Below are 22,450 nucleotides of genomic sequence, written 5' to 3'. Positions count from 1 at the left end.
CGTCACTCCAGCTCCGCCGCCTCCAGGCGCATGCACACCGCCCGCGTCTCCGTGTAGGCGTTGATCGCCTCGGAGCCGAATTCGCGGCCGAGGCCGGACAGCTTGTTTCCACCGAACGGCACGGCCGTGTCGAGTATGTTGTGGGTGTTGATCCACACGGTTCCGGCGTCGATCTGGCTCGCCAGCAGATGCGCCTTGTTGACGTCGCGGGTCCAGATGCTGGCGCCGAGGCCATAGACGGTGTCGTTGGCGAGCGCCTTGATCTGCCGCAAATCCCTGACCGGCATGGCGAGCACCACCGGCCCGAACACCTCCTCGCGGGCGATGCGCATGTCGGGTCGGCCGTTCTTGAGCACGGTCGGCCGGTAGAAATAGCCGGCCCGCTCTTCCCTGGCCGCGCCCGCCAGCGGCTCGGCGCCCTCGGCGATGCCGCTCTGGACCAGGCCGGAGACGCGCTCGATCTGGCGGGCCGAGATCAGCGGCCCGAGCTGCGTTTCGGCGCTGAAGCCGTTGCCGAGCTTGAGCTCGCCGGCGATCGTCGCGACGCCGCTCGTGACCTCGTCGAAGATCGCTTCTTCGACGAATAGGCGCGAGCCGGCGGTGCAGACCTGGCCGGAGTTCGGGAAGATGGCGTTGGCGGCGCCCGGGATCGCCTTGTCGAGATCGGCGTCGGCCAGGATGATCGTCGGCGACTTGCCGCCGAGCTCCAGGGTTACGCGCTTCATCTGGGCGGCCGCCGAGGCGAGGATGCGCTGGCCGGTCGCGGTCGAGCCGGTGAAGGCGATCTTGCGCACCAGCGGATGCTCGACAAGCGCCTGGCCGGTCGCCGCGCCATAGCCGGTGACGATGTTGATGGCCCCCTCGGGGATGCCGGCCTCGAGGATAAGCTCGCCCAGCCGCAGCGTGGTGAGCGACGCCTCCTCCGACGGTTTCAGCACGATGGTGCAGCCGAAGGCGATAGCCGGCGCGATCTTCTGGATCGCCTGGCCGATCGGGAAATTCCATGGCGTGATGCCGGCGACGACGCCGAGCGGGCGGCGCTCGGTATAGGCGCGGTAGGTGCCGCCGTCGTCGAAGAAGGGCGATAGCGCAAGATATTCGCCCGCCATCTTGGAACTCCAGCCGCCATAGTAGCGCAGCGCGTCGACCGAGAATTTCAAGTCGACATTCCGCGTCACGAAATAGGGCTTGCCGCTGTCCAGCGTCTCCAGCCGGGCGATCTCCTCGGCATCGCGTTCGATCAGCAGCGCCAGCTTCTCTAGCAGGCGCCCGCGGTCGAGCGGCCGCATCTTCTGCCAGGGACGGCTTTCGAAGGTGCGCTGTGCCGCCTGGACGGCGAGGTCGACATCGGCGGCCGAAGCGGCGGCGATCGTCGCGATGCGCTCCTCCGTCGCCGGGTCGAAGACCGGGATGGTTTCGCCCGACGATGCGGGGCGCCATTGCCCGTCGATCAGCAGCCTTCCCTCGGGAATGCGTACCGGGGCTCCGCCTTCCCGTTCGATCGTATTTTTCATGTCTTCCTCCGGTCTCTTAACGTGGCACCGCAAATCTCTGGCCGCGAACGTAGTTCCAAATGCGCCGGCGCCGTCAGCGCCGCAGCTTGTAGCCGACGCGCTCCCGGTCCCAGGCGCTTGCGGTGATGCCGGCCTGCCGCAGCACGGTCTTGCGGATCTTGCCGTTTTCGGTGAGCGGCAGAGCGTCGACGAAGTCGAGGTAGCGCGGCACCGCGAAATAGGCGAGGCGCCCGGCGCAGAAGTCGAGCAGCGCGACCGGGTCAATGCGCTCACCGGGAGCCGGGACGATCGAGGCCATGACCTCGTCCTCGCCGAACTCGGACGGCACCGAATAGACGGCGCAGGAGGCGACCGCCGGGTGCGACAGCAGCACCTGCTCGACCTCCCAGGACGAAACATTCTCGCCGCGGCGGCGGATGGCGTCCTTCATGCGGTCGATGAAGCGGAAGGTGCCGTCGACATCGCGCGCGACGCGGTCGCCGGTGTGGAACCACAGATTGCGCCAGGCTTCGACCGTCTTCTCCGGCATGCCGAAATAGCCGGTGGCGAAGGCGAATGGCTCGTCCGCCCTGAGTACCAGCTCGCCGGACTGGCCGTCGCCGACCTCGACGTCGTCCTCGTCGACGATGCGGGCCTGAAAACCGTCGACCAGATAGCCCATGGTGCCCGGATGTTTCGACGGGATGTCGCCGGCGAAGACGAAATTGGTCTCGGTCGAGCCGTAGGCGTCGAGCAGCGGCACGCCGAAACGGTCGAAGAAGGGTTGGTGGAAGCGGCCGGGAACGCCGCCGCCGAGCGCCACCCGCATTCGATGCGAGCGGTCGGCGGTTTCGGCCGGCCGGCTGAGCAGGATCGCCGCCATCGCGCCGAGCAGGTAGCCGACGGTCGCCTTGTGTTTTGCGGCGGATGCCCAGAAGGCCGAGGCCGAGAATTTCCGCTCCAGCACATAGGTGGAGCCGGTCAGCAGCGCCTGCCAGAAGCAGTTGAGCGCGTTGGTGTGGAAGAGCGGCAGGGTTGTGAACAGCACGTCGCCGTCGCGGATGCCGAGGCCGCGCGCCGTGTTGACGCCCCACCAGAAGAACTGCGCCTGCGGGCAGCACACGCCCTTTGCCGGGCCGGTCGTCCCCGATGTGTAGAGGATGGCCAGCGTGTCGCTCGGCTTGCCGGTTGCTGGTGCCGGTGCGGGCGGGTAGGGCGGCATCGGCTCGGCCGAGCTTCCTCCGATCTTTGTCCCAGGCTCGCCGCCGATGAGCCAGATCGCCGGCATGGTAGCCAACTCGGCCGCGCAGTCGCCGAAGGCGGCCGAGAGGTCCGCTTCGACGATCAGCAGCCTGGCGCCGCAATTGCCGAGGACGTGGCGCAGCTGCGGGCCGCGCGCCGCGGTGTTGATCGGCACCAGCACCGCGCCGATCCAGCCGCAGCCGAGGAGCAGCTCCAAAAATTCCGGGCGGTTCGAGCAGAAGATCGCCACCCGGTCGCCATGGCCGATGCCGGCCGACGCCAGGAGTGCGCCGGCGCGCGCCGCCCTGTCGCGCATCTCGAGATAGGTCCAGGACGAGTCCTCGAAGGCGAACAGCGTCCGCGATCCGAAAGTGCGCGCCTGCGCTTCCAGAACCTCGGCCAGGCAGCGCCTGTGCGCCGGAAACCGGGCAGGGAGCGATGCGGCCGGCTCGGTATGTGCGGGGGCTATGCGCTGCGCTTCCGGCATCCCGGCGCTCCTACAGGCTGATGACCGCGGCCTTGATCCTGGTGTGGTCGAGCACCGACTGCTCGCCGAGATCGTGGCCGACGCCGGAATTCTTGGTGCCGCCGAAGGGCAGGGCGGCGTCGAGCACGTTGTGGACGTTGACCCAGACGTTGCCGGCCTTGAAACCCCTGATGAAGCGGTGGACGCGGCTGATGTCGCGGGTCCAGACGCTGGCGCCGAGGCCGTATCGGGAATCGTTGGCGAGGCTCAGCGCCTCGGCCTCGTCGGCGAAGCGCGACGCCACCAGCACCGGGCCGAAGATTTCCTCCTGCACCACGCTCATGGCCTGCGTCGTGTCGACCAGCACGGTCGGGCGCACATAGCTGCCTGGATGGTCGAGCGCCTCGCCGCCGGTCAGCACCGTGGCGCCGTCGCGCCTGCCGGCCTCGATGTAGCCCAGCACCCGCTCCTGCTGCGCCTTGCTGACCAGCGGTCCCATCTGGGTTTCGGGGTCGAGCCCGGGCCCCAGCCGGATCGACCGGGCGATCTCGGCGACGCCTTCGATGACCTTGTCGAATATGGATCGGTGCACGTAGAGCCGCGAGCCGGCGCAGCAGTTCTGGCCGTGATTGGCGAAGATCGCCCAGGCGGCGGCGGGGATCGCCTTGTCGAGATCGGCGTCGTGCATGACGACGACCGGCGACTTTCCGCCGAGCTCGAGATTGTATGTCTTGAACGCCACCGCCGCTCTCGCGGCGATCAGCCTGCCGGTGGCGGTCGAGCCGGTGAAGGATATCTTGTCGATGCCGGGATGGCCGACGAGCTGCGCCCCGGTGCCGGCGCCGGAGCCGGTGACGACATTGACGACGCCGGCCGGGAAGCCGGCCTCCAGCGCGAGATCCGCCAGCCGCAGCGCCGTCAGCGGTGTCGGTTCGGCCGGCTTCAGCACCACCGTGCAGCCGGCGGCAAGCGCCGGCGCCAGCTTCCACACTGCCTGGCAGAGCGGCACGTTCCACGGCACGATGCCGGCGACCACGCCGACGGGCTCGCGGGTGGTGAAGGAGAAGAACTCGCCCGACGGGATGTAGGGCGCGGAAATGTCGACCGTGCGTCCCTCGATCTTGGTCGCCCAACCCGACATGTAGCGCAGCACATGGGCGGAGAACTCGACATCGATCAGTTTCGTGGCGCCGATCAGCCGGCCGCTGTTCACCGTCTCCAGCTCGGCCAGCTCGCGGCCGCTCTGCTCGATCAGCTCGGCGAGCTTCGCCATGGCGTGGGCGCGCTCATAGGGGCGCATGCGCGGCCACGGCCCGCTTTCCAGCGCCGCGCGCGCCGCGAGCACGGCCGCGTCGACATCCGCCGCGCTGGCTTCCGGCACGCGGCCGACCTCTTTGCCCGAGCTCGGATCGATCAGCGCCACGGTCGCGTCGCCGGTGGAGGCGACGGGCTTTCCGCCGATCCGCAGCCTGTGCTCCTGCGCCAGGAACGCCCGGCTGGCTTCTCCGAGCAGGGCGAAGTCGTTGCTGTAGGCGTTCATGTCTGCCGACCTTTCCCGGTTGTCTTCACCATCCGCTTGCCTTCCTCGCCGCTCAGCCGCCGACCAGCGCGACGACCCTTAGCGGGCTGCCCGAGCCGTGCAGGATCTTCAGCGGCGCGGCGAAGACGAGCGCGCCGACCGGAGGCAAGAGGTCGAGATTGGTCAGGCATTGCAGCCCGTAGCGGCCGGCGCCGTGCAGAAAATGATGAGCGGGGTAGGGCGGGTCGAAATGCCCTGCCTGGCCGGCGTCTGTGCCGATCGTCTCGGTGCCGAAGCCGATGATGCCGCGCTCCTCGACCAGCCAGCGTATCGCCTCGGCGTCCGGACCGGGCGTGTGCGCGCCATCGTCGGCGAGGTTGGCGTAGTCGCGACCGCTCTTCTTCGACCAGTCTGTGCGCATAAGCACCCAGCTCCGCACCGGGATGCGGCCGTGCCGCGCTTCCCAGTCGAGCACATCCTGGCGGGTCAGCAGGAAATCGGCGTCCTCGGCCGCTTGGCGCGCGCAGTCGATGACGCAGGCGGGCGCCAGCATGTCGGCGGTGGGCAGCGTGTCCACCGTGTTGAGCGGCAAATCCTTGCCGGTGAACCAGTGCACCGGCGCGTCGAAATGCGTGCCGGTGTGCTCGCCGAAGGAGATGTTGTTCCAGTACCAGGCAGGGCCGTCGCCGTCGTAGCGCGAGATGCACTCCATGCGGAACGGTGCGGACTGGCCTAGTTCCGGCGGCATGACGATGGTGGGGAAATCCGGGGAGAGCGTATGCGTGAGGTCGATCAGCCTGACGCCGCCGCCGGCGATCGCGGCGGCGAGGGAGGCGAGCAGATCGGTGGAAGGAAGATTACCCGGTGTGGTCACTGGCCGATCTCCCGTTCGAGCGCCTTGGGATTTGCTACCAGGCGATCCCTGATGTCGTTGGCGACGTCGCCGACATAGACCTCCTCCAGCCCGCGCCGCAGGCCGTCGACCACCGCTGTGGCGAGCGCGGCGGGCGCCACCTTGGGCGGCGGCAGGGTCTGGAACCATTCGGTGTCGAGCGGGCCGGAGAAGGCGTTCATGAGCTTGACGCCGCCGCGCGCCAGCTCCGCCCGCAGCCAATGCGACAGCGACAGGCAGGCGGCATGCGACACCGACAGGCTGCCCAGCGCCGGCAGGTTGGCGAGCGCATGGACCGACAGCAGGTTCACCCAGGCGGCGGCGCCATGCCGGCCGTCGGCACCGCGGGCAATCATCACCGGCGCGAAGGCACGGGCGAGCCGCATCGCGCCGAATAACGTCGCCTCCATCGCCTCGCCCATGCGCAGCGTGGCGCCGGCATCGAACAGATGTCCCGGCCGCGTGTGGTCGGCGGTGTTGATCAGGATATCGACCTTGCCGCCGATGTCGGCGGCAAGATCGACGACCGACCGCTCGTCGGTCGGGTCGAGCGGCACAAGTTTGAGGCCGCCGATCCGCCGCAGCGCCTGCTCGCCGGGAAATGGCTTCCACTGCTCACTGATGCCGACGAAGATCTCGCGCGCGCCGGCCTCAGCCAGGGTTTTGGCGAGCGCCTGGCCGACCGGGCTGCGGCCGTCGGTGATCAGGATGCGCCGCTGGTTGGGGTCGGCGGTTATCTCCCGCCATTGCAAATCGTCTTGCATGTCTGGCGTCCTCGAAATGGGGTTTGCGAACAGCACGGCCTGGCCGCCGCGGTCGAGTTGCAGCGACATTTTCACCCGCTCGCCCTCGGCGCAGTCGCCATGGATGTGCGCGATCGCCTGCGGGCCGCAGTCCAGCGTGACGATCCCGGTCCGCCAGGGCATGCGCTCGCGGAAATAGCTGTCAGCTGTCACATGCACGGTGGTCAGCGCCGCCAGCACGCCGCCGGTGGGCGCATCGACGAATGGCAGCCGGTCGCTCAGGCAGCGCGGGCAGGCGTCGCGCGGCGGGTAGGTGAAGGCGTGGCATTCGGCGCAGCGCTGGATGGCGAAGCGGCCTTCCGCCGCCGCGCGGGTCAGGCCGTGCGCGGTTCGGCTGCGGGGAGCGGGCGGCAGCAGCGGCTGGCGCGTGCGCTCCAGCGGGTTCTTGCGCTTCGGCTTGGCGATCGGCTTCGTCATGCGCCGGCGCCCGCGAAGATCACGGCGCCGGAGGAGAGGCCGCGGTCGTAGTTGATCATGCCGAAGCCGGAGGCGAGCCCGATCCGCGCGCCCGCAACCTGCGTCGGCCCGGCGATGTTCATCACCTGGCGCATGCATTCGACGATGCCGAGATGGCCGCCCGCCGCCCCCGCCTGGCCGACCGACAGCTGGCCGCCCGAGGTGTTGTGCGGAAAGCTGCCGTTTATCGTGAAGCCGTGTTTTCGGACGAAATCCGGGCCTTCGCCCTTCTCGCAGAAGCCGAGATCCTCGAACTGCATCATCGAGATGACCGGATAGTCGTCATAAGTCTGCACCACGTCGATGTCGGCGGGGGCGATGCCGGCCATGGCGTAGAGCTCGCCCGCATCCCGCGCCCAGCCGCCGCGCACCTGGATCGGATCATCGGCGAAGGCATGGTGGCGCTCGATGGTGGAGAGGATCTTTGCCGACGGCAGGCCGAGCGCGCGTGCCGTCTCCTCGCGCATGACGAGGAAAGCCTCGGCGCCGGCGCAAGGCATGACGCAGTCGAACAGGTGGATCGGCTCGGCGATCGGCCGGGCCGCGAGATACTGGTCGAGGCTGAGCGGCTTCTTCATCAGCGCGTGGGGATTGCGCAGCGCGTTGTCGCGCTGGGCCACGCACAGCTTGCCGAAATCCTCGCGGCGGGCGCCGAACTGCCGCATGTAGTTGCGGGCGATCAGCGCGAAGCTGGCATTGGGCCCGCCGGCGCCATAGGGATAGACCGCATCCTGGGCGAAGCGGGAAAAATTCGACAGCGTCTTGCGAAAAGTGTCGACGTGGTTGGTGTCGCCGGCCACGCAGGCGACGATGTCGGCGTCGCCCGCCTGCACGGCGCGGGCCGCGCGCCGCAGCGACAGGACGCCGGAGACGCCGCCCATCGGGATGGTGTCGAGCCAGCGCGGCGACAAGCCGAAATGCTGGGTCAGCCCGACGGCGCTGTCCGGCGCGATGGAAAAACTCGCGACGGAAAACCCGTCGAAATCGCGATGGCTGATCCCGGAGCCGTCGGCGAGGGCGCGCAGTGCCCGGCCGATCCACCACTGGCCGCTTTCGATCGAATAGCGCTGATAGGGCACGGTGACGGGGACAGTCGCGACGACGCCGTCGTAGGACTGCCGCTTGCTCTTTGCTGCGCCTGTCCCGTTCATCGGCTCATATCCGGATGTCCGCCGCGCTCATTGCCCTTCGCCCTTGCGCAGCGCCGTCTTGAAATCCCTGAGATCGATGGCCAGCCCTTGCCGCACCAGATCGGCGGCCATCGCCTTGATCTCGCCGCGCTGCAGTTTTTGGGTCGAGCCGAGCGGCAGGTCGTCGACGAAGGCGGCGTAGCCCGGCAGCTTGTGGTAGGAGAGGCGCGCCGCGCCCTGGCGGACGATCTCCTCGGCCGTCGTCCTGGGATCGCTATGGCGACCATTCGCCGTGACGAAGAAGGCGAACACCTCCTCGCCGCGCAATTCGTCCGGGACGGGCGTGACGGCCACCGCTTTCAGCGTCTCGTCGCTTGTCAGCGCCGCCTCGACCTCGAGCACGGCGATGTTCTCGCCGCTGCGGCGCACGATGCTCTTCTTGCGGTCGAAGAAGTAGAGCAGGCCTTTGTCGTCCTCGAAGACGAGATCGCCGGTGCGGAACCAGCCGCCGGTCCATGCCTCCTCGGTCGCCTGCTCCTCCTTGAGGTAGCCGCTGAAGAAGCCGTCCCTCGGGTCGGGGCCTTCGGCCCGCACAATCAGCTCGCCGGGCTCGCCCCTGGCGACCGGCGCACCGTCGTCGCCGACGATCCTGTACTCCATGCCTTCGCGCGGCCGGCCGATGCAGCGCTGGCCGGGCGTGTAGTCGTCGCAAGCCGTGGTAGTCGTGGCGCGGCCGCCGGTCTCCGTCATCGCCCAGGCCTCGACGATTGGGATGCCGTAACGCCGCTCGAACTCGATCTTGTGGGCGGCGTCGACGCCGGGGCCGAGCGCGAATTTCACCTTGTGCGCGGTCTCTTCCGGCGTCTCCGGCAGCTGCAGCAGGATCGCCGGGATGACGCCGAGGAAATGCGCGATCGTCGCCTCGGAATCCTTCACCGTCCGCCACCAGCGTTTTGGATGGAAGCGGTCGAGCGGCACGATGGCGCCACCCCTGACGATCATGCCGAGCGCGGTGCAGCCGAGCGCGTTCATGTGGAACATCGGCAGCGGCGTCAGCGCGACCTCACGGCCGTCCTCGACCTCGGCGATGCCGCCCTGAGTCACGTACCAGTCCGCCAGCGTCATGAAATAGCTGTTGGAGAGCATGCAGCCCTTCGGCTTGCCGGTGCTGCCGGAGGTGAACAGCAGCGCGCATTCGTCCTGCGGCTCGCCATACCGGCGCTCGGCTCGTGTGCCGGCCGGCGGGATATCGTCGGTCGTGTCGATGACCCGTACCCGCGGGTCGGAGAAGGTACGCAGCGCCGGCGCGTCCCTGGCGTAGGTGACCAGCAGATCGGCGCCGGCGAGGTCGAGCTGGTAGGCAAGCTCGGCCGGGCGCAGGTCCGGGTTGATCGGCACGATCGAGACGCCCAGCGCGTTGAGGGCCAGCCAGTGAAGGAGCAGGTCCGGCCTGTTCTCCAGCAGCAATGCAACGCGGCAGCCAGCCCCATAGCCGGCATCGGCGAAGCGCGTCCTCAGCCGCTCGACGGATTCGAGCGCCTCGCCGTAGGAAATCCGAAAACCCTCGGGTGCATAAGGCAGGGCAGCGCTCGCCGGCGCGATCAGAAACGTCGCGTCCGGCTTTGTCGTCGCGCGTTCCGCGAAGGCGAGAAATGGAGAATGCATCGGACATCCCGTTTCGCGCTCCGTCGCAGCGAAACCCGGCTTCTTCTGCCCGAGGCGACTGACACAGCGCGTCTGAAACTGGCCAAAGGGGTAGTGGGGGGCGGAGGGGACGGTCCAATATTATTGCTTGCCGGTTTGGATAGTGGATTGCTATCGATCGCCATGGACCTGAGACAAATTCGATATTTCATCGCCGTCGGCGAGGACGAGCATTTCGGCCGCGCCTCGGAGCGGATCCACATCGCCCAGCCGGCGCTGAGCCGCCAGATCCAGATGCTTGAAGCCGAACTGGGCGTGACGCTGTTCGAGCGCCTGCCGCGCGGCGTGCGGCTGTCGGCGGCCGGGCGGACCTTTCTCGACTACTGCCGCAAGATCATGCTCGACCTCGGCCATGCCGTGAGCGAGACGCAGGCCGTCAGCCGCGGCGAGGCGGGAATGCTCAAGCTCGGCTTCATCGAGGTCGCGGCATGGAGCGGCACCATCCCGGAAGTCATCATGGGATTCAGGCGCTTGAGCCCGGACGTTCAACTGGTGCTGCGGTCGATGACGACGCTGGACCAGCTGGAAGCCATCCAGGACGGCCGGATCGACGCCGGCTTTCTCTACAATCCGGCGACGAACAACCCGCTGCTGACGACGCTGCCGGTCGCGCGCCACCGGGTGCTGCTGGCCGTGCAGTCGGACTCGGCCCTGGCCGGCCGTCAGGCTGTCGACGTGAAGGAGTTGTCCGGACAGCCGCTGATCTCGTTCCACCGGCGTCAGAGCCCGATCTATTACGACGAGCTTCACCGCGGCCTGTTCAATGCCGGCGTTGCTGTCGACATCGTGCACGAGGCCGACAACGAGGCCGAGATGCTGGCGCTGGTCACAACCGGCCTCGGCGTCGCTCTTATCAACGAGTGCCAGAAATGGCGCAGGCCGGAGGGGCTGTCGCTCATCCCGGTCCATGGGCTGGATGTCGGGCTGGACCTTGCCCTTGTCTACCGAACGGGGCATGGGCTGCCGGCGCTCGACAGGTTCCTGGATCTGGTCCGGGCGCAAACCGCCGGTGCGGCCGGCTGACGGCGGCACACGCTCCCCGTGCATATAATGAGATTGATGGCCTGGAGGTTCAATCGATGCCGGAACGGTATGGATTGGCCCAAACTTTTGTATTGGAGTTGCCGGGTAAACTCCGCTTCATTCACCATCACAACGATTGAAGGCCCGCCACGGCGTAGCCGTTGGAAACGGGCCGTCGCAGCGGGGACATGGCGAAGGATGCCGGCCGGATTTTCGGTTGGTGCCCGATGTCTGGGCAGGAGGACGGACGCCTTTTCATGGCTGATGCGGTCGAGATCATTGAAACCGATTTCGTGATTGTCGGTGCGGGTTCGGCGGGATGCACGCTCGCCGGCCGGCTTTCCGAGGATGCCGGGACGTCGGTGACGCTGCTGGAAGCCGGCGGTCCCGACCGTAATCCGTGGATCCACATCCCCATCGGCTACGGCAAGACCATCGTCGATCCGCGCCTCAACTGGCGCTACGAGACGGAGAAGGGCGCCGAGATCGCCGACAGGCCGATGTATTGGGCCCGCGGCAAGGTGTTGGGCGGTTCCTCTTCGATCAATGGGCTGCTCTACATCCGCGGCCAGGCGCGCGACTACGACCAGTGGCGCCAGCTCGGCAACGCCGGCTGGTCCTACGAGGACGTCCTGCCCTATTTCAGGAAGGCGGAGGACCAGGAGAACGGAGCCGACGCCTATCACGGCAGCGGCGGGCCGCTGCGCGTCTCCAACCTGAAGGAGCGCAACCCGCTGTGCGACGCCTTCATCGACAGCGCGGTCGAGGCCGGCATTCCCCGCACCGAGGATTTCAACGGCGCCTCGCAGGAAGGCGTCGGCTATTACCAGATCACGACGCGCAACGCCCGCCGCTGCTCCGCCGCCGTCGCCTATCTGAAGCCGGCCAAGCGGCGGCCCAACCTGCGCATCGTCACCCACGCTCTCGCCGAGCGCATCCTGTTCGACGGACGGCGCGCCGTCGGGGTGGTGTTCGAGCGCGCCGGCCGGCGCACCACCGTGCGGGCCCGGCGCGAGGTGATCCTCAGCGGCGGCTCGATCAATTCCCCGCAACTCCTGCTGCTTTCGGGCGTCGGCACGGCCGGCGAACTCTCCGAGCTTGGCATCTCGCCCGTCCATGACCTGCCCGGCGTCGGCGAGAACCTGCAGGACCACTACGGCGCGATCATCACCTACAGGAGCCGGCTGCCGCTCACCGTCAACGACATCATGCGCAGCCCCCTGCGGCAGGTGCAGGCAGGGCTGCAATACATGCTGTTCCGCACCGGGCCGCTCACCATATCGGCCGCGCAGGTCGGCGCCTTCGCCCGATCCGGGCCGCATGTCGAGACGCCCGACATCCAGTTCCTGTTCCAGACCTTCAGCCACGACGAATACGATGCCGGCCTGCACAAGTTCTCAGGCTTCGCCAACGTGGTCTGCCCGGTGCGGCCGGAAAGCCGCGGCAGGCTCGCGCTGCGTTCGGCCGACCCGAAGGATACGCCGCTGATGCAGCCCAACTATCTCGCTTCGGAAACCGACCGGCGCGTGCTGGTCGAGGCGATGAAGCTGTCGCGCCGGGTGGCCGAGAAGGCGGCGATCGCCGCCCAAATCGTCGCTGAATATGCGCCGGGCCCGGCCGTGCGCAGCGACGACGAGCTGCTCGCCTACGCCAGGGAGACGGGACTTTCGATCGCCCACCAGGTCGGCACCTGCAAGATGGGCAATGACCCGATGGCGGTGGTCGACAACACGCTGAAGGTACGCGGCATCGACCGGCTGCGGGTGGTCGACGCGTCGATCATGCCGACGCTGGTGTCGGGAAACACCAACGCCCCGACGATCATGATCGCCGAGAAGGCGGCCGACATGATCCGCGGCAAGGCGGCCTGAGGCGGTTTCCGGACGATGCGCGGCGGACGGCCGATGGCGAAGGCATGATTGGGAGCTGGCGTTCCGTGCTCGACGGGCAGATGTTCGACTACGTCATCGTTGGTGCCGGCTCTGCCGGCTGCGTGCTGGCGGCGCGCTTGAGCGAGGACGGCAAGAACACCGTGCTGGTGCTGGAGGCCGGCGGCAGGGATTCGAGCTTCTGGATCCATATCCCGGTCGGTTACGGCAGGACGATCACCGACCCCCGCGTCAACTGGAAATTCGAGACCGAGCCCAATCCGGCACTCGACGGCCGCCGCATCTATTGGCCGCGCGGCAAGGTTTTGGGCGGTTCGTCCTCGATCAACGGCCTGATCTACATCCGCGGCCAGGCCGAGGATTTCGACCATTGGCGCCAGCTCGGCAATGTCGGCTGGTCCTATGACGACGTGCTGCCCTATTTCCGCCGCGCCGAGGACCAGGAGAACGGCGCCGACCGCTATCACGGCAAGGGCGGCCCGCTGTCGGTGACCAATCTCACCGAGCGCAACCCGCTCTGCGATGCCTTCATCAGCTCGGCGGCGGTGCAGGGGATTTCCCGCAACGAGGATTTCAACGGCCCCGTCCAGGAGGGCGCCGGCTATTTCCAGGCGACCGTGCGGCGGGGCAGGCGGGCCTCGGCCGCCACCGCTTATCTGAAGCCGGCCATGGCGCGCCGCAATCTGACGGTCGCGACTGACGCCCATGCCGAACGCATCCTGTTCCAGGGCCGGCGGGCCAGCGGCGTCGAGTTCAGGCGCGGCGGCGGCATCGTCCGCGTCAATGCCCGGCGCGAGGTCATCCTTGCCGCCGGCTCGGTCAAGTCGCCGCATCTGCTGATGCTTTCGGGCCTGGGCGACGCCGAGGAGCTGGCGGGGCACGGCATCAAGTGGCTGCACCACCTGCCGGGTGTGGGCAGGAACCTGCAGGACCATTATGGCGGCCAGATCACCTGGAAATGCAACCGGCCGATCACCATGAATGACGTGATGCTGAGCCGCTTCCGGCAATTGAAGGTCGGCCTGCGCTGGCTGCTGACGCGCAGCGGCCCGCTGTCTGTGCCGGCGGGGCAGGCCGGGCTGTTTGCCAAGGTGCTGCCGGAATCCGCGTCGCCGGACTTGCAGTTCCTGTTCCAGACCTTCAGCGGCGGTTATTATGAGGACGGGCTGTTCAAGTTCTCCGGCTTCGCCAATTTCCTATGCCCGGTGCGGCCGCTGAGCCGCGGCGAGATCAGGCTGCGCTCGGCCAGCCCGGACGATACGCCGAAGCTGCTGCCCAACTATTTTGCCGAGGAGCGCGACCGCCGCATCGCCGTGGAAGGGTTGAAGCTCGCCCGCCGCATGGCGGCGAGCAGGCCGCTGGCGGACTTCGTCGTCGAGGAGCACCTGCCGGGATCGCCGACCGCGACCGACGCGGAGATCGAGGCCTATCTCAGACAGAACGGCGGCTGCGTCTCGCACCAGGTCGGGACCTGCAAGATGGGAACCGACGAGATGGCGGTGGTCGACCCGGAACTCAAAGTGCGTGGCGTCGAGGGACTGCGCGTCGCCGACGCCTCGGTGATGCCGACGCTGGTGTCCGGCAACACCAACGCCGCCACCATCATGATCGGCGAGAAGGCGGCGGACCTGATCCGCGGGCGGGCCGCATGAGCCTGGCTGTTGCCGAGCAGCGCCGCGAACCGGCCGACGCACCGCCTCCGCCCCGCGCCGGCATGCCCGAGCTCGTCCGGGTGGAGGGCATAAGCAAGAGCTTCCCCGGCGTGCGCGCCTTGAACGATGTCAACCTGACCATCCGGCCGGGCGAGGTCCATGCGTTGACCGGCGAGAACGGCTCCGGAAAATCGACGCTGTCGCGCATCATCGCCGGCATGATGAAGCCGGATGAAGGCCGCATCTTCGTCGACGGCCGGGAGTGCACGATCGACAGCCCGGCGGCGGCGCTCGGCATGGGCATCGTCATGATCAGCCAGGAGTTGACGCTGGCGCCGACGTTGACGGTGGCGGAGAACATTTTCCTCGGTCGCCTGCCGCGCACCCGCCTCGGCCTCGTCGACTGGTCGCGGCTAGAAGAGGACGCGGCGCTGGCGCTGGCGCGGCTCGATGTCCATGTCTCGCCGCATGCGCGGGTGGGCGACCTCAGCGTCGAGTTCAGGCAGGAGGTGGAGATTGCCCGCGCGCTCTCGGCCAATGCCCGCCTGCTGATCCTCGACGAGGCCACCAGCTCGCTGTCCGAAGCCGCCACGGCGCGGCTGCTCGAGCGCGTGCGCCAGGAGCGCGACGCCGGCATGGCGATCCTGATGATCACCCACAGGATGCCGGAGATCTATGCGGTGTCCTCCGTCGCCACGGTGCTGCGCGACGGAAATATCGTCGCCACCGTCGCCCTGCCGGAGGCGACGGAAAGCCAGCTCGTGCGGCTGATGGTCGGCCGCGAGATCAACGACTTTTATGGAAAGCGCTCCATCCCTGTCGGCGACCGGGTGCTGCGCATCCGCGACCTGCACACGCCGGCTGGCATATTGCGGCCGACCTCGCTGGAGGTAAGGCGCGGCGAGATCGTCGGCATTGCCGGGCTGGTCGGCTCGGGCAAGTCCGAGTTCGGCCTGGCGCTCGGCGGCGCGATCCCCGGTGCTGGCGAGGTTGAGGTCGACGGCCGACCTGTTCGTCTCGGCGACCCGCGTAGCGCCATCGCCGCAGGTATCGGCTTCGTCCCCGACGACCGAAAATCGTCGGCCCTGCTCTTGGTGCGCAGCGTGCTCGAGAATTTTTCGCTGGCCTGGATGGATCGGCTGTGCCGGGCCGGCCTGCTCGACACGCGCCGCGAGCGCTCGCAGGTAGAGGCCGCGGTCAAGAAATACCACGTGGCCGCCGCGTCTCCCGCCGTGGCGATCGCCACCCTGTCGGGCGGCAACCAGCAGAAGGTCATCCTGGGACGCACCTTCGCGCGGCAGCCAAGCGTGCTGGTGCTGAGCGAGCCGACGCGCGGCATCGACGTCGGCGCCAAGAGCGAGATCTACCGGATGCTGCAGGACGCGGCCGAGGCCGGTGCCGGCGTCGTAGTCATCTCTTCCGAACTGCCCGAACTGCTGGGCATCTGCGACCGCATCACCGTGTTCTTCGAGGGCGGGCTGGCGGCGGAGTTCAACCGCGACGAGGCAACGGAGGAAGCGATCGCTCATGTCGCCGTCGCCGGCACCGGCAGCAGGGCGCACGCCGACTCTCGATACGAGGAACCAAAATGACAGCCACGAATGCGAGGAGTGCGGTCATGACGGAGCGAAGCCGGCCGGCCGCGCCGATCTTCCAGCAGATCCTGCAGAACCGCTACGCCGGCGCCCTGTTCAGCCTGTTGCTGGTTTCAGCGATCGTGGCGGCCACGCAGCCGGTGTTCCTGACCTGGCCCAACCTCATGAACATCGTGAAGTCGAACAGCGTCGTCTTCGTTCTGGCGATCGGCGCGACTTTCGTCGTCATCGCCGGCGCCATCGACCTGGCCGTCGCCAGCGCCACGGCGGCCTGCGCCATGGTGCTCGGCCTGCTGCTGGTCGCCGGCATGCCGGCCTATGTGGCGATCCCGGCGGCGCTGCTGTTCGGCGGATTTCTCGGGGCGATCAACGGCACGCTGATCAGCTACTTCAAGATCTCGTTCTTCGTCGTCACCCTCGGCTCGCTGTCGATGTTCCAGAGTTTTGCCCTGATCGTCAACGACGGCGGCAGCATCAGCGTCTTCTCCTCGCCCGGCTTCGCGCCGATCAGCGCCTTCGTCAACGGCAACATCGGTGCCGTTCCCATCATCCTCGTCTTCGACCTGGCGCTGCTGCTGATCGCCGGCGGCGTGCTGCGCTACACGGCGTTCGGCCGGGCGCTTTATGCCATCGGCGCCAACACGGAAGCCGCGCGCCTCAACGGCATCGACGTCAAGCGCATCATGCTGCTCGTCTTCGTCATCGCCGGCCTGATGGCCGGGCTCGGCAGCGTCGTGCAGGTCGGACGCCTGACCTCGGCCTCCGCCGAGATCGACCCGACGCTGCTGCTCACCGTGCTGGCGGCGGTGCTGATCGGCGGCACCGCCTATACCGGCGGCGAGGGCGGGGTGTTCGGCACCATGATCGGCGTGCTGTTCCTCGGCGTCATCCAGAACGGGCTGACGCTGAGCGGCGTGTCCTCGTTCTGGCAGGGCATGGTCAGCGGCCTGATCCTCATCCTGGCGGTGTGGCTGGGCGGCTTGCGGCAGGTTCTGCGACGCCGGCGGCAGGCCCGGATCGGCTGACCGCGCGGGTATGGCGTGGGCGATGTTCCTCGACGAGCGATAGCATTCCGGCATCGGACTGCCTGATTGAATCTATTGGATGGGAATGGGTTTTTCGGCTGTGATGAACACAGGCGCGGCGGCGGCCCTTTCGAAAGGAACGGCCGCGCCGGCAGAAAAACAAGGAACAGGGGAAGATCATGGGAAAGATCAGGATCGGATTTGGCGCGCTGGTCGCGCTCTATGCTACGGCCTGCGCCGCGCAGGCCGAGGACACGCTCATCGGCTACATCTCACCGATCGCCAGCCAGCCCGGCCAGCAATTGATCAACACCGCCATCGGCGCGGCGGCGACCGAGAAGGGCTGGCAACATCGCGTTCTCGATGCCAACCTCTCCGCCGACAGGCAGGTCTCGCATGTCGACACGCTGCTGACGCTGGGCGCCAAGGCGATCGGCTCCTGGTCGCTCGATGCCAACGCCGTCGGCGGCGCCTATGAGCGCGCCCGTGCCCAGGGCGTCCCGGTCATCGGCGTGAACTCGGTCGGGCAGGGCGTCACCAACACTGTCTGGTGGGAGGTCAACACCTGCAACCCCGGCGGGCCATACGAGAAGCAGGCGGCATGGATCGCCGAGCGGCTTCCCGCCGCCAAGGTGATCGTGTTCGGCGGCCCGCCCGTGGAGTCGATCATGGCCAACGCCAAATGCTTCACGGAAGCCGCAAAGGCTGCCGGGCTCGAAGTGATCGACCGCGTCGACAACACCAAGGATTCCACCGCCAACGCCGCCACCCTGGCGTCCGACGAGCTGATCCGCTTTCCCGACGTGCAGGTCTTCTGGGCCTACAACGATTCCAGCGCGCTCGGCATCTCCGCTTCGGTGATCGCCGCCGGCAAGTCGGTCTACGCGGCGGGCAAGACGGACGGGGTCATGGTGTTCGGCATCAACGGCGATGCCGATGCCATCGCGGCGGTGCGTGAAGGGCGGCTGACCGGCACCTGGGATCCCGATGCCCCAGCGACCGGCTTCGCCCTGGCGCGTGCCATGGACGAGGCGATCGCCAACCCGACGGCCGAGCAGAAGCCGATCGTCGTCGCCTCGAAGCTGTTCACCTCCGAAAACATCGACAGCTGGGTGGCGGACGACAAGCGCGCCTATTCGATCGCCGCATTCCCCGAGGCGAAATAGCCCCGTCCCCCGGGCGGGCACCGGCCGGCATGAATCTCACGGCGGAGCTGCATTTCAGCGACCTGACGGACGTCGCCGCGCTGCTGCGCGACGGCGACATCCGGGCGCGGGATCTTGCCGAGGCCTGCCTCTCGCGCATCGCGGCGATGGACGGGCGCTGCAACGCCTACATCACCGTGCTGGCCGATCGGGCGCTGGCGGCCGCCCAAGCGGCCGACGGGGCGAGGGCCGCGGGGCGCCTGCTCGGTCCGCTGCACGGCGTGCCGATCGCCGTCAAGGACATCCTCGACATAGCCGGCGCGCCCACCACGGCGGGCATGCCGATGCGCCGCGACCATGTCGCCACCGAGGAGGCGACCGTCGTGCGGCGCCTCGATGAAGCGGGCGCGGTGATCCTCGGAAAGCTCAACGTCGCCGAAGGGGTCTACGGCGAATATCTGGAACCGTACGGCACACCCATCAATCCCTGGAATGCGGATCGCTGGGCCGGCGCCTCGTCCGGCGGCAGCGGCGTCGCCACGGCGGCCGGGCTGTGCTTCGGATCGATCGCCTCCGACACCGGCGGATCGATCCGCCTTCCCTCAGCGGCCAACGGCGTCACCGGGTTGCGGCCGACCTGGGGCCGGGTGAGCCGCCACGGCGCGTTCGAGCTCGCCGGCGATCTCGACGCCATCGGGCCGATGGCGCGTTCGGCCGCCGACGTGACCTGCCTGCTCCAGGTGATCGCCGGAGCAGATCCGCTCGACCCGACTTCGCTGATCGAGCCGGTGCCCGACTTCTCCGCGCAGCCGCCCGAACTTGCGGGCGTGGTCGTCGGCGTCGATCCTTCCTGGATGAGCGACCGCGTCGAGCAGCCGGTGGTGCGGGCCGTCGAGGCGGCGCTATCGACGTTCCAATCGCTCGGCGCCACGGTGCGGGAGATCAGCCTGCCGCCGGCGGAGCAGGTCATCTGGGACTGGTTCGAGATCTGCGCGGCGCAGGCCGCCCTGGCGCATGAGGCGACCTATCCGGCCGATGCCGGGCAATATTCACGCTCGCTCGCTGCCCTGCTCGATCTCGGGCTCGGCCTTAAGGCCGTCGACCTGCAGCGCGTGCAGAAGCGCCGGGCCATATATGCCGGGCAGCTTCAACGAACTTTGCGGACGGTCGATTTCGTCGCCATGCCGGCCATCGCCTTCGCCATCCCGACGCGGCAGCGCATGCTGACGATCGACGACGACACCATCTACGGCATCCACCGCTTCACCTGCCCGTTCGCGATGTCGGGCAATCCCACCATCACCTTTCCCGGCGGGTTCGACGCCGACGGCATGCCGCTGTCGGTGCAGCTCGTCGCGCCGCGCCTTGCCGAGGCGGCGCTGCTGTCGGCGGCCCGCGCCTTCCAGTCCGTCACCGACCATCATCGCCGCCGCCCGCTGTAGCGACGGGACGCGGCGCGGACAAAATTCGCAGGGTCGAGCGAAGCCCGGGCTATCGCAAGCCCGCTGCGATGAGGCATGCTGCCCCGCAACACACATCGCAGGGAGGGACGGAATGGATTTCGGCGTCACGGACAAGATCGCGATCGTGACCGGCGGCGGCACCGGCATCGGAAACGCCATCGCCAGGACGTTCCACGACGAGGGGGCCACCGTCGTCATCAACGGCCGCTCGAAGAAGCGCATCGAGGCGGCCGCCGCGGCGATCGGCCCGCGCGCCCACGGCGTCGTCGCCGACTTGCTGACCGCGGAAGGCGCCGAGACGCTGGCCGGCTACGCGGCTCGCCTCGGGCCGGTCTCCTTCCTCGTCAACAACATCGGCATCTTCGACGTCAACGACTTCTTCGAGGTCGGCGACGAGCGCTGGATCGAGTATTTTCAGCACAACATCATGACCGCCGTGCGTATCACGCGCCTCGTCATGAAGGACATGCTGGCGCGCGACGAGGGCAGCATCGTCTTCATCTCGTCGGAGGCGGCGATCCGCTCCATCGGCAACATGGTGCCCTATTCGGTGACCAAGACGGCGATGCTGGGACTCGGCCGGTCGCTGGCCGAGCTGACGCGCGGCACCGCGGTGCGCGTCAACAGCTACATGCCGGGAACCACGGCAACGGAGTCCGTCGAGACCTATTTCGCCGATCTCGCCCGCCAGCAGGGAAAATCGGTGGAGGAGACGCTGCGCGACTTCTACAAGGAGGTGCAGCCCTCCAACCTGACGCAGAAGCTGATCGACCCGATGCTGCACGGGCGCGGCGTCATCCAGCTCGCCACCAATCCGGCCATGAACGGGGTGACCCACCGGGCCGACGGGGGCACCATCCGCTCGATCTTCGGCTGATCGGCCGCGACTGGTTCATTCCTCGTCCTTTCGTCGTCCGGCCGGACGTTCATCTCCATTCTCGCGCGGGGGATCATCGACGCGGCATTCTCTGCCCCGGGCTCATCGAGCGCCGTCATCGCGGCGGCGCGCTGCCGCTCCATGGATCGGCGGTGCGGCCGGCACATGAAATTTTGCAGGCCATTTCCCAGCCAGCGGCGTGCCTTCTGATTTTTGAAAACCGTTTGACAAAAACGAACCCCGGTGCAACTCTGCCCGTGTCGGGAGGGCGCACGGGATGGCGCTGCGGGGTACCAATCAGGAATCCGGACGACCGTACAACCGGCGGATCGTGCTGGAATCGATCCGACTGCACGGCCCGACGACCCGCGCCGACATTGCCCGGGGCGTCGGCCTTACCGTCCAGACCGTCTCCACCATCGTCCGCGAGCTCGAGGAGCAGGGTTTCGTCCTGTCCGGGCGCGACGAACCGAAGGGGCGGGGACTGCCTCCGGCGACATTGCGCATCAACGCCGCGGGCGGCTACGCCGTCGGCATCCATCTCACTCCGCTCGGCATCGATGCCGCGCTGATCGATCTTGGTGGCAACGTCGTCGAAATCACCCGCCGCGCCGCGCCGGGCGTGTCGCCCGACCGCGCCTTCGAGCTGATCCGCGTCATGGTGCGCGACCTGACCCGGTCGAGGCCGGGCGGCCGCGTTCTCGGCGTCGGCATGGCGCTGCCCGGTCCGTTCGGCGTGGAAACCATGAGTTTCGTCGGCCCGACCACCATGGCGGGCTGGGAAAACGTGGCGCTCCGGGACCGGCTGGCCGAGGCGACGGGATTGCCTGCCTTCCTCGACACCGACATGGCGACCGCCGCGCTCGGCGAGCAGCTCTACGGCTACGGCACGAAATTCTCGGACTATTACTATCTCTATTTCGGCGTTGGCCTCGGCGGCGCCCTGGTGCATGACGGCGCGGTGCTGCGCGGCGCCTGGGGCAATGCCGGCGAGATCGGCCACATCCCGGTGGTGCCGGACGGCGAGCCGTGCCCTTGCGGCAATCGCGGCTGCCTGGAGCGCTACGTATCGCTGGAGGCGCTTGGCCGAAGCGGCGTCGGCGAAACGGACTGGCTGCGCAGCGTGGCGCCGATCTTCCGCAACGCCATCAGCACCATCGAAAACCTCTACGACCCGCAGACCGTCATCCTCGGCGGCCTGGCGCCGCCCGAACTTCTCGAAAGGCTGGCGGAACTCGGCAAGGAGCTACCCAATTCGGTGTCGGCGCGTCGCGACAGGGTGACGCCGCGCCTGATCGTCGCCCTTGGCGGACAGCAGTCGGTGCTGCGCGGAGCGGCCGCGCTGGTCGTATCGGGCGTGCTGTCGCCGCGCTTCGGAAAAATGTTCGCCGCCGAGCAGGAGAGCGGACACAGCGGCTCCGAGGGAAAGGGTATGGCGGCATGAGCGAGCCCCTGCTGGTCCTGGAAGACATCACCAAGAAATACGGTGCCATCGAAGCGCTGAAAGGCGTCAGCTTCTCCATCGCCAGGGGGGAGGTGGTCGCCCTGCTCGGCGACAACGGCGCCGGAAAATCGACCTTGGTGAAGATCATCTCCGGCGGCCTGGAGCCTACGTCGGGCCGCATGCTCTTCGAGGGCAAGGAGTTCCTGGCGAGGACGCCCGCCGAAGCCAAGGCGGCGGGCATCGAGACTGTCTACCAGGACCTGTCGCTCTGCACCAATGTCGACGTCGTTGCCAATTTCTTCATGGGCCGCGAGATCACGCGCAGGGTGCTGGGCGTGCCCGTGCTCGACGAGAAGGCCATGGAGGCGGTGGTCGGCAAGGCGCTCGCCAATGCCGGCACGCGCATCCCGTCGCTGCGCACCAAGGTCGAGCATCTGTCGGGCGGCCAGCGCCAGGCGATCGAGCTCAACCGCTTCGTCCACTGGGGCGGCAAGCTCGTGCTCCTGGACGAGCCCTTCGCCGCGCTCGGCGTCGAGCAGACGCGGCGCGGCCTCGACATGATCCGCCAGGTGGCGCGCCAGGGCATCGGCGTCGTCATCATCACCCACATCATGCAGCAGGCCTTCCAGGTC

17 protein-coding genes are annotated in these 22,450 nt (G+C 68.0%); 10 read left to right on the top strand and 7 right to left on the bottom strand.

Features of this window, described 5'->3' with window-relative positions:
- Positions 1 to 2: 2 nt before the first annotated feature.
- The 7 genes from AC5JDC_RS19950 to AC5JDC_RS19920 form a co-directional block, all read right to left on the bottom strand.
- Positions 3 to 1,514 (bottom strand): aldehyde dehydrogenase family protein, encoded by a 1,512-nt coding sequence (locus AC5JDC_RS19950; protein WP_495843941.1) that lies wholly within the window; start codon positions 1,512 to 1,514, stop codon positions 3 to 5.
- Positions 1,515 to 1,587: 73 nt separating this feature from the next.
- A complete protein-coding gene (locus tag AC5JDC_RS19945) occupies positions 1,588 to 3,222 on the bottom strand; it encodes an ATP-dependent acyl-CoA ligase (protein WP_495843939.1) in 1,635 nt (544 codons plus the stop codon).
- Between the two features lie 10 nt (positions 3,223 to 3,232).
- On the bottom strand, positions 3,233 to 4,741 hold the full coding sequence (locus AC5JDC_RS19940) for an aldehyde dehydrogenase family protein (protein ID WP_495843937.1): 1,509 nt from the start codon (positions 4,739 to 4,741) through the stop codon (positions 3,233 to 3,235).
- Between the two features lie 52 nt (positions 4,742 to 4,793).
- Positions 4,794 to 5,594 (bottom strand): cyclase family protein, encoded by an 801-nt coding sequence (locus AC5JDC_RS19935; RefSeq protein WP_495843935.1) that lies wholly within the window; start codon positions 5,592 to 5,594, stop codon positions 4,794 to 4,796.
- Complete coding sequence (locus tag AC5JDC_RS19930; RefSeq protein ID WP_495843933.1) at positions 5,591 to 6,832, bottom strand: SDR family NAD(P)-dependent oxidoreductase; 1,242 nt, start codon at positions 6,830 to 6,832, stop codon at positions 5,591 to 5,593. Before AC5JDC_RS19930 ends, AC5JDC_RS19935 begins: the two co-directional genes overlap by 4 nt.
- A complete protein-coding gene (locus AC5JDC_RS19925) occupies positions 6,829 to 8,022 on the bottom strand; it encodes a thiolase family protein (RefSeq protein ID WP_495843931.1) in 1,194 nt (397 codons plus the stop codon). The genes AC5JDC_RS19930 and AC5JDC_RS19925 overlap by 4 nt, the downstream gene beginning before the upstream one ends.
- A 27-nt stretch (positions 8,023 to 8,049) precedes the next feature.
- Positions 8,050 to 9,666: an AMP-binding protein gene (locus AC5JDC_RS19920; RefSeq protein ID WP_495843930.1), complete on the bottom strand. Its 1,617-nt coding sequence runs from the start codon at positions 9,664 to 9,666 to the stop codon at positions 8,050 to 8,052.
- Between the two features lie 147 nt (positions 9,667 to 9,813).
- Here AC5JDC_RS19920 and AC5JDC_RS19915 point away from each other — a divergent pair, with 147 nt between their 5' ends.
- The 10 genes from AC5JDC_RS19915 to AC5JDC_RS19870 form a co-directional block, all read left to right on the top strand.
- Positions 9,814 to 10,728: a LysR substrate-binding domain-containing protein gene (locus tag AC5JDC_RS19915; RefSeq protein WP_495843928.1), complete on the top strand. Its 915-nt coding sequence runs from the start codon at positions 9,814 to 9,816 to the stop codon at positions 10,726 to 10,728.
- Between the two features lie 257 nt (positions 10,729 to 10,985).
- Positions 10,986 to 12,599, top strand: coding sequence for a GMC family oxidoreductase (locus AC5JDC_RS19910; RefSeq protein ID WP_495843926.1), 1,614 nt, complete (start codon positions 10,986 to 10,988; stop codon positions 12,597 to 12,599).
- Positions 12,600 to 12,643: 44 nt separating this feature from the next.
- Entirely contained in the window at positions 12,644 to 14,269 is a 1,626-nt protein-coding gene (locus tag AC5JDC_RS19905; protein WP_495843924.1) for a GMC family oxidoreductase, read from the top strand.
- Positions 14,266 to 15,861, top strand: coding sequence for a sugar ABC transporter ATP-binding protein (locus AC5JDC_RS19900; protein WP_495843922.1), 1,596 nt, complete (start codon positions 14,266 to 14,268; stop codon positions 15,859 to 15,861). Before AC5JDC_RS19905 ends, AC5JDC_RS19900 begins: the two co-directional genes overlap by 4 nt.
- A 26-nt stretch (positions 15,862 to 15,887) precedes the next feature.
- On the top strand, positions 15,888 to 16,889 hold the full coding sequence (locus AC5JDC_RS19895; protein ID WP_207770966.1) for an ABC transporter permease: 1,002 nt from the start codon (positions 15,888 to 15,890) through the stop codon (positions 16,887 to 16,889).
- 179 nt (positions 16,890 to 17,068) lie between these two features.
- Complete coding sequence (locus AC5JDC_RS19890; protein WP_495843920.1) at positions 17,069 to 18,055, top strand: sugar ABC transporter substrate-binding protein; 987 nt, start codon at positions 17,069 to 17,071, stop codon at positions 18,053 to 18,055.
- Positions 18,056 to 18,084: 29 nt separating this feature from the next.
- Complete coding sequence (locus AC5JDC_RS19885; RefSeq protein WP_495843918.1) at positions 18,085 to 19,476, top strand: amidase; 1,392 nt, start codon at positions 18,085 to 18,087, stop codon at positions 19,474 to 19,476.
- Positions 19,477 to 19,588: 112 nt separating this feature from the next.
- Complete coding sequence (locus AC5JDC_RS19880) at positions 19,589 to 20,374, top strand: SDR family NAD(P)-dependent oxidoreductase (RefSeq protein WP_495843916.1); 786 nt, start codon at positions 19,589 to 19,591, stop codon at positions 20,372 to 20,374.
- Between the two features lie 277 nt (positions 20,375 to 20,651).
- Positions 20,652 to 21,818 (top strand): ROK family transcriptional regulator, encoded by a 1,167-nt coding sequence (locus tag AC5JDC_RS19875; RefSeq protein WP_495843914.1) that lies wholly within the window; start codon positions 20,652 to 20,654, stop codon positions 21,816 to 21,818.
- The coding region (locus tag AC5JDC_RS19870) for an ATP-binding cassette domain-containing protein (RefSeq protein ID WP_495843912.1) at positions 21,815 to 22,450 on the top strand (636 nt) is incomplete at its 3' end. The genes AC5JDC_RS19875 and AC5JDC_RS19870, both read left to right, overlap by 4 nt.

The sequence above is a fragment of the Kumtagia sp. genome (assembly GCF_059502445.1).
This window is presented reverse-complemented; position numbering and strand designations above follow the sequence as displayed.

Coding starts and splice junctions, on each gene's coding strand:
- AC5JDC_RS19890 (WP_495843920.1), top strand. CDS start 17,069: ATGGGAAAGATCAGGATCGGATTTGGCGCGCTGGTCGCGCTCTATGCT.
- AC5JDC_RS19895 (WP_207770966.1), top strand. CDS start 15,888: ATGACGGAGCGAAGCCGGCCGGCCGCGCCGATCTTCCAGCAGATCCTG.
- AC5JDC_RS19885 (WP_495843918.1), top strand. CDS start 18,085: ATGAATCTCACGGCGGAGCTGCATTTCAGCGACCTGACGGACGTCGCC.
- AC5JDC_RS19910 (WP_495843926.1), top strand. CDS start 10,986: ATGGCTGATGCGGTCGAGATCATTGAAACCGATTTCGTGATTGTCGGT.
- AC5JDC_RS19950 (WP_495843941.1), bottom strand. CDS start 1,514: ATGAAAAATACGATCGAACGGGAAGGCGGAGCCCCGGTACGCATTCCC.
- AC5JDC_RS19900 (WP_495843922.1), top strand. CDS start 14,266: ATGAGCCTGGCTGTTGCCGAGCAGCGCCGCGAACCGGCCGACGCACCG.
- AC5JDC_RS19920 (WP_495843930.1), bottom strand. CDS start 9,666: ATGCATTCTCCATTTCTCGCCTTCGCGGAACGCGCGACGACAAAGCCG.
- AC5JDC_RS19905 (WP_495843924.1), top strand. CDS start 12,644: ATGATTGGGAGCTGGCGTTCCGTGCTCGACGGGCAGATGTTCGACTAC.
- AC5JDC_RS19925 (WP_495843931.1), bottom strand. CDS start 8,022: ATGAACGGGACAGGCGCAGCAAAGAGCAAGCGGCAGTCCTACGACGGC.
- AC5JDC_RS19880 (WP_495843916.1), top strand. CDS start 19,589: ATGGATTTCGGCGTCACGGACAAGATCGCGATCGTGACCGGCGGCGGC.
- AC5JDC_RS19875 (WP_495843914.1), top strand. CDS start 20,652: ATGGCGCTGCGGGGTACCAATCAGGAATCCGGACGACCGTACAACCGG.
- AC5JDC_RS19940 (WP_495843937.1), bottom strand. CDS start 4,741: ATGAACGCCTACAGCAACGACTTCGCCCTGCTCGGAGAAGCCAGCCGG.
- AC5JDC_RS19945 (WP_495843939.1), bottom strand. CDS start 3,222: ATGCCGGAAGCGCAGCGCATAGCCCCCGCACATACCGAGCCGGCCGCA.
- AC5JDC_RS19930 (WP_495843933.1), bottom strand. CDS start 6,832: ATGACGAAGCCGATCGCCAAGCCGAAGCGCAAGAACCCGCTGGAGCGC.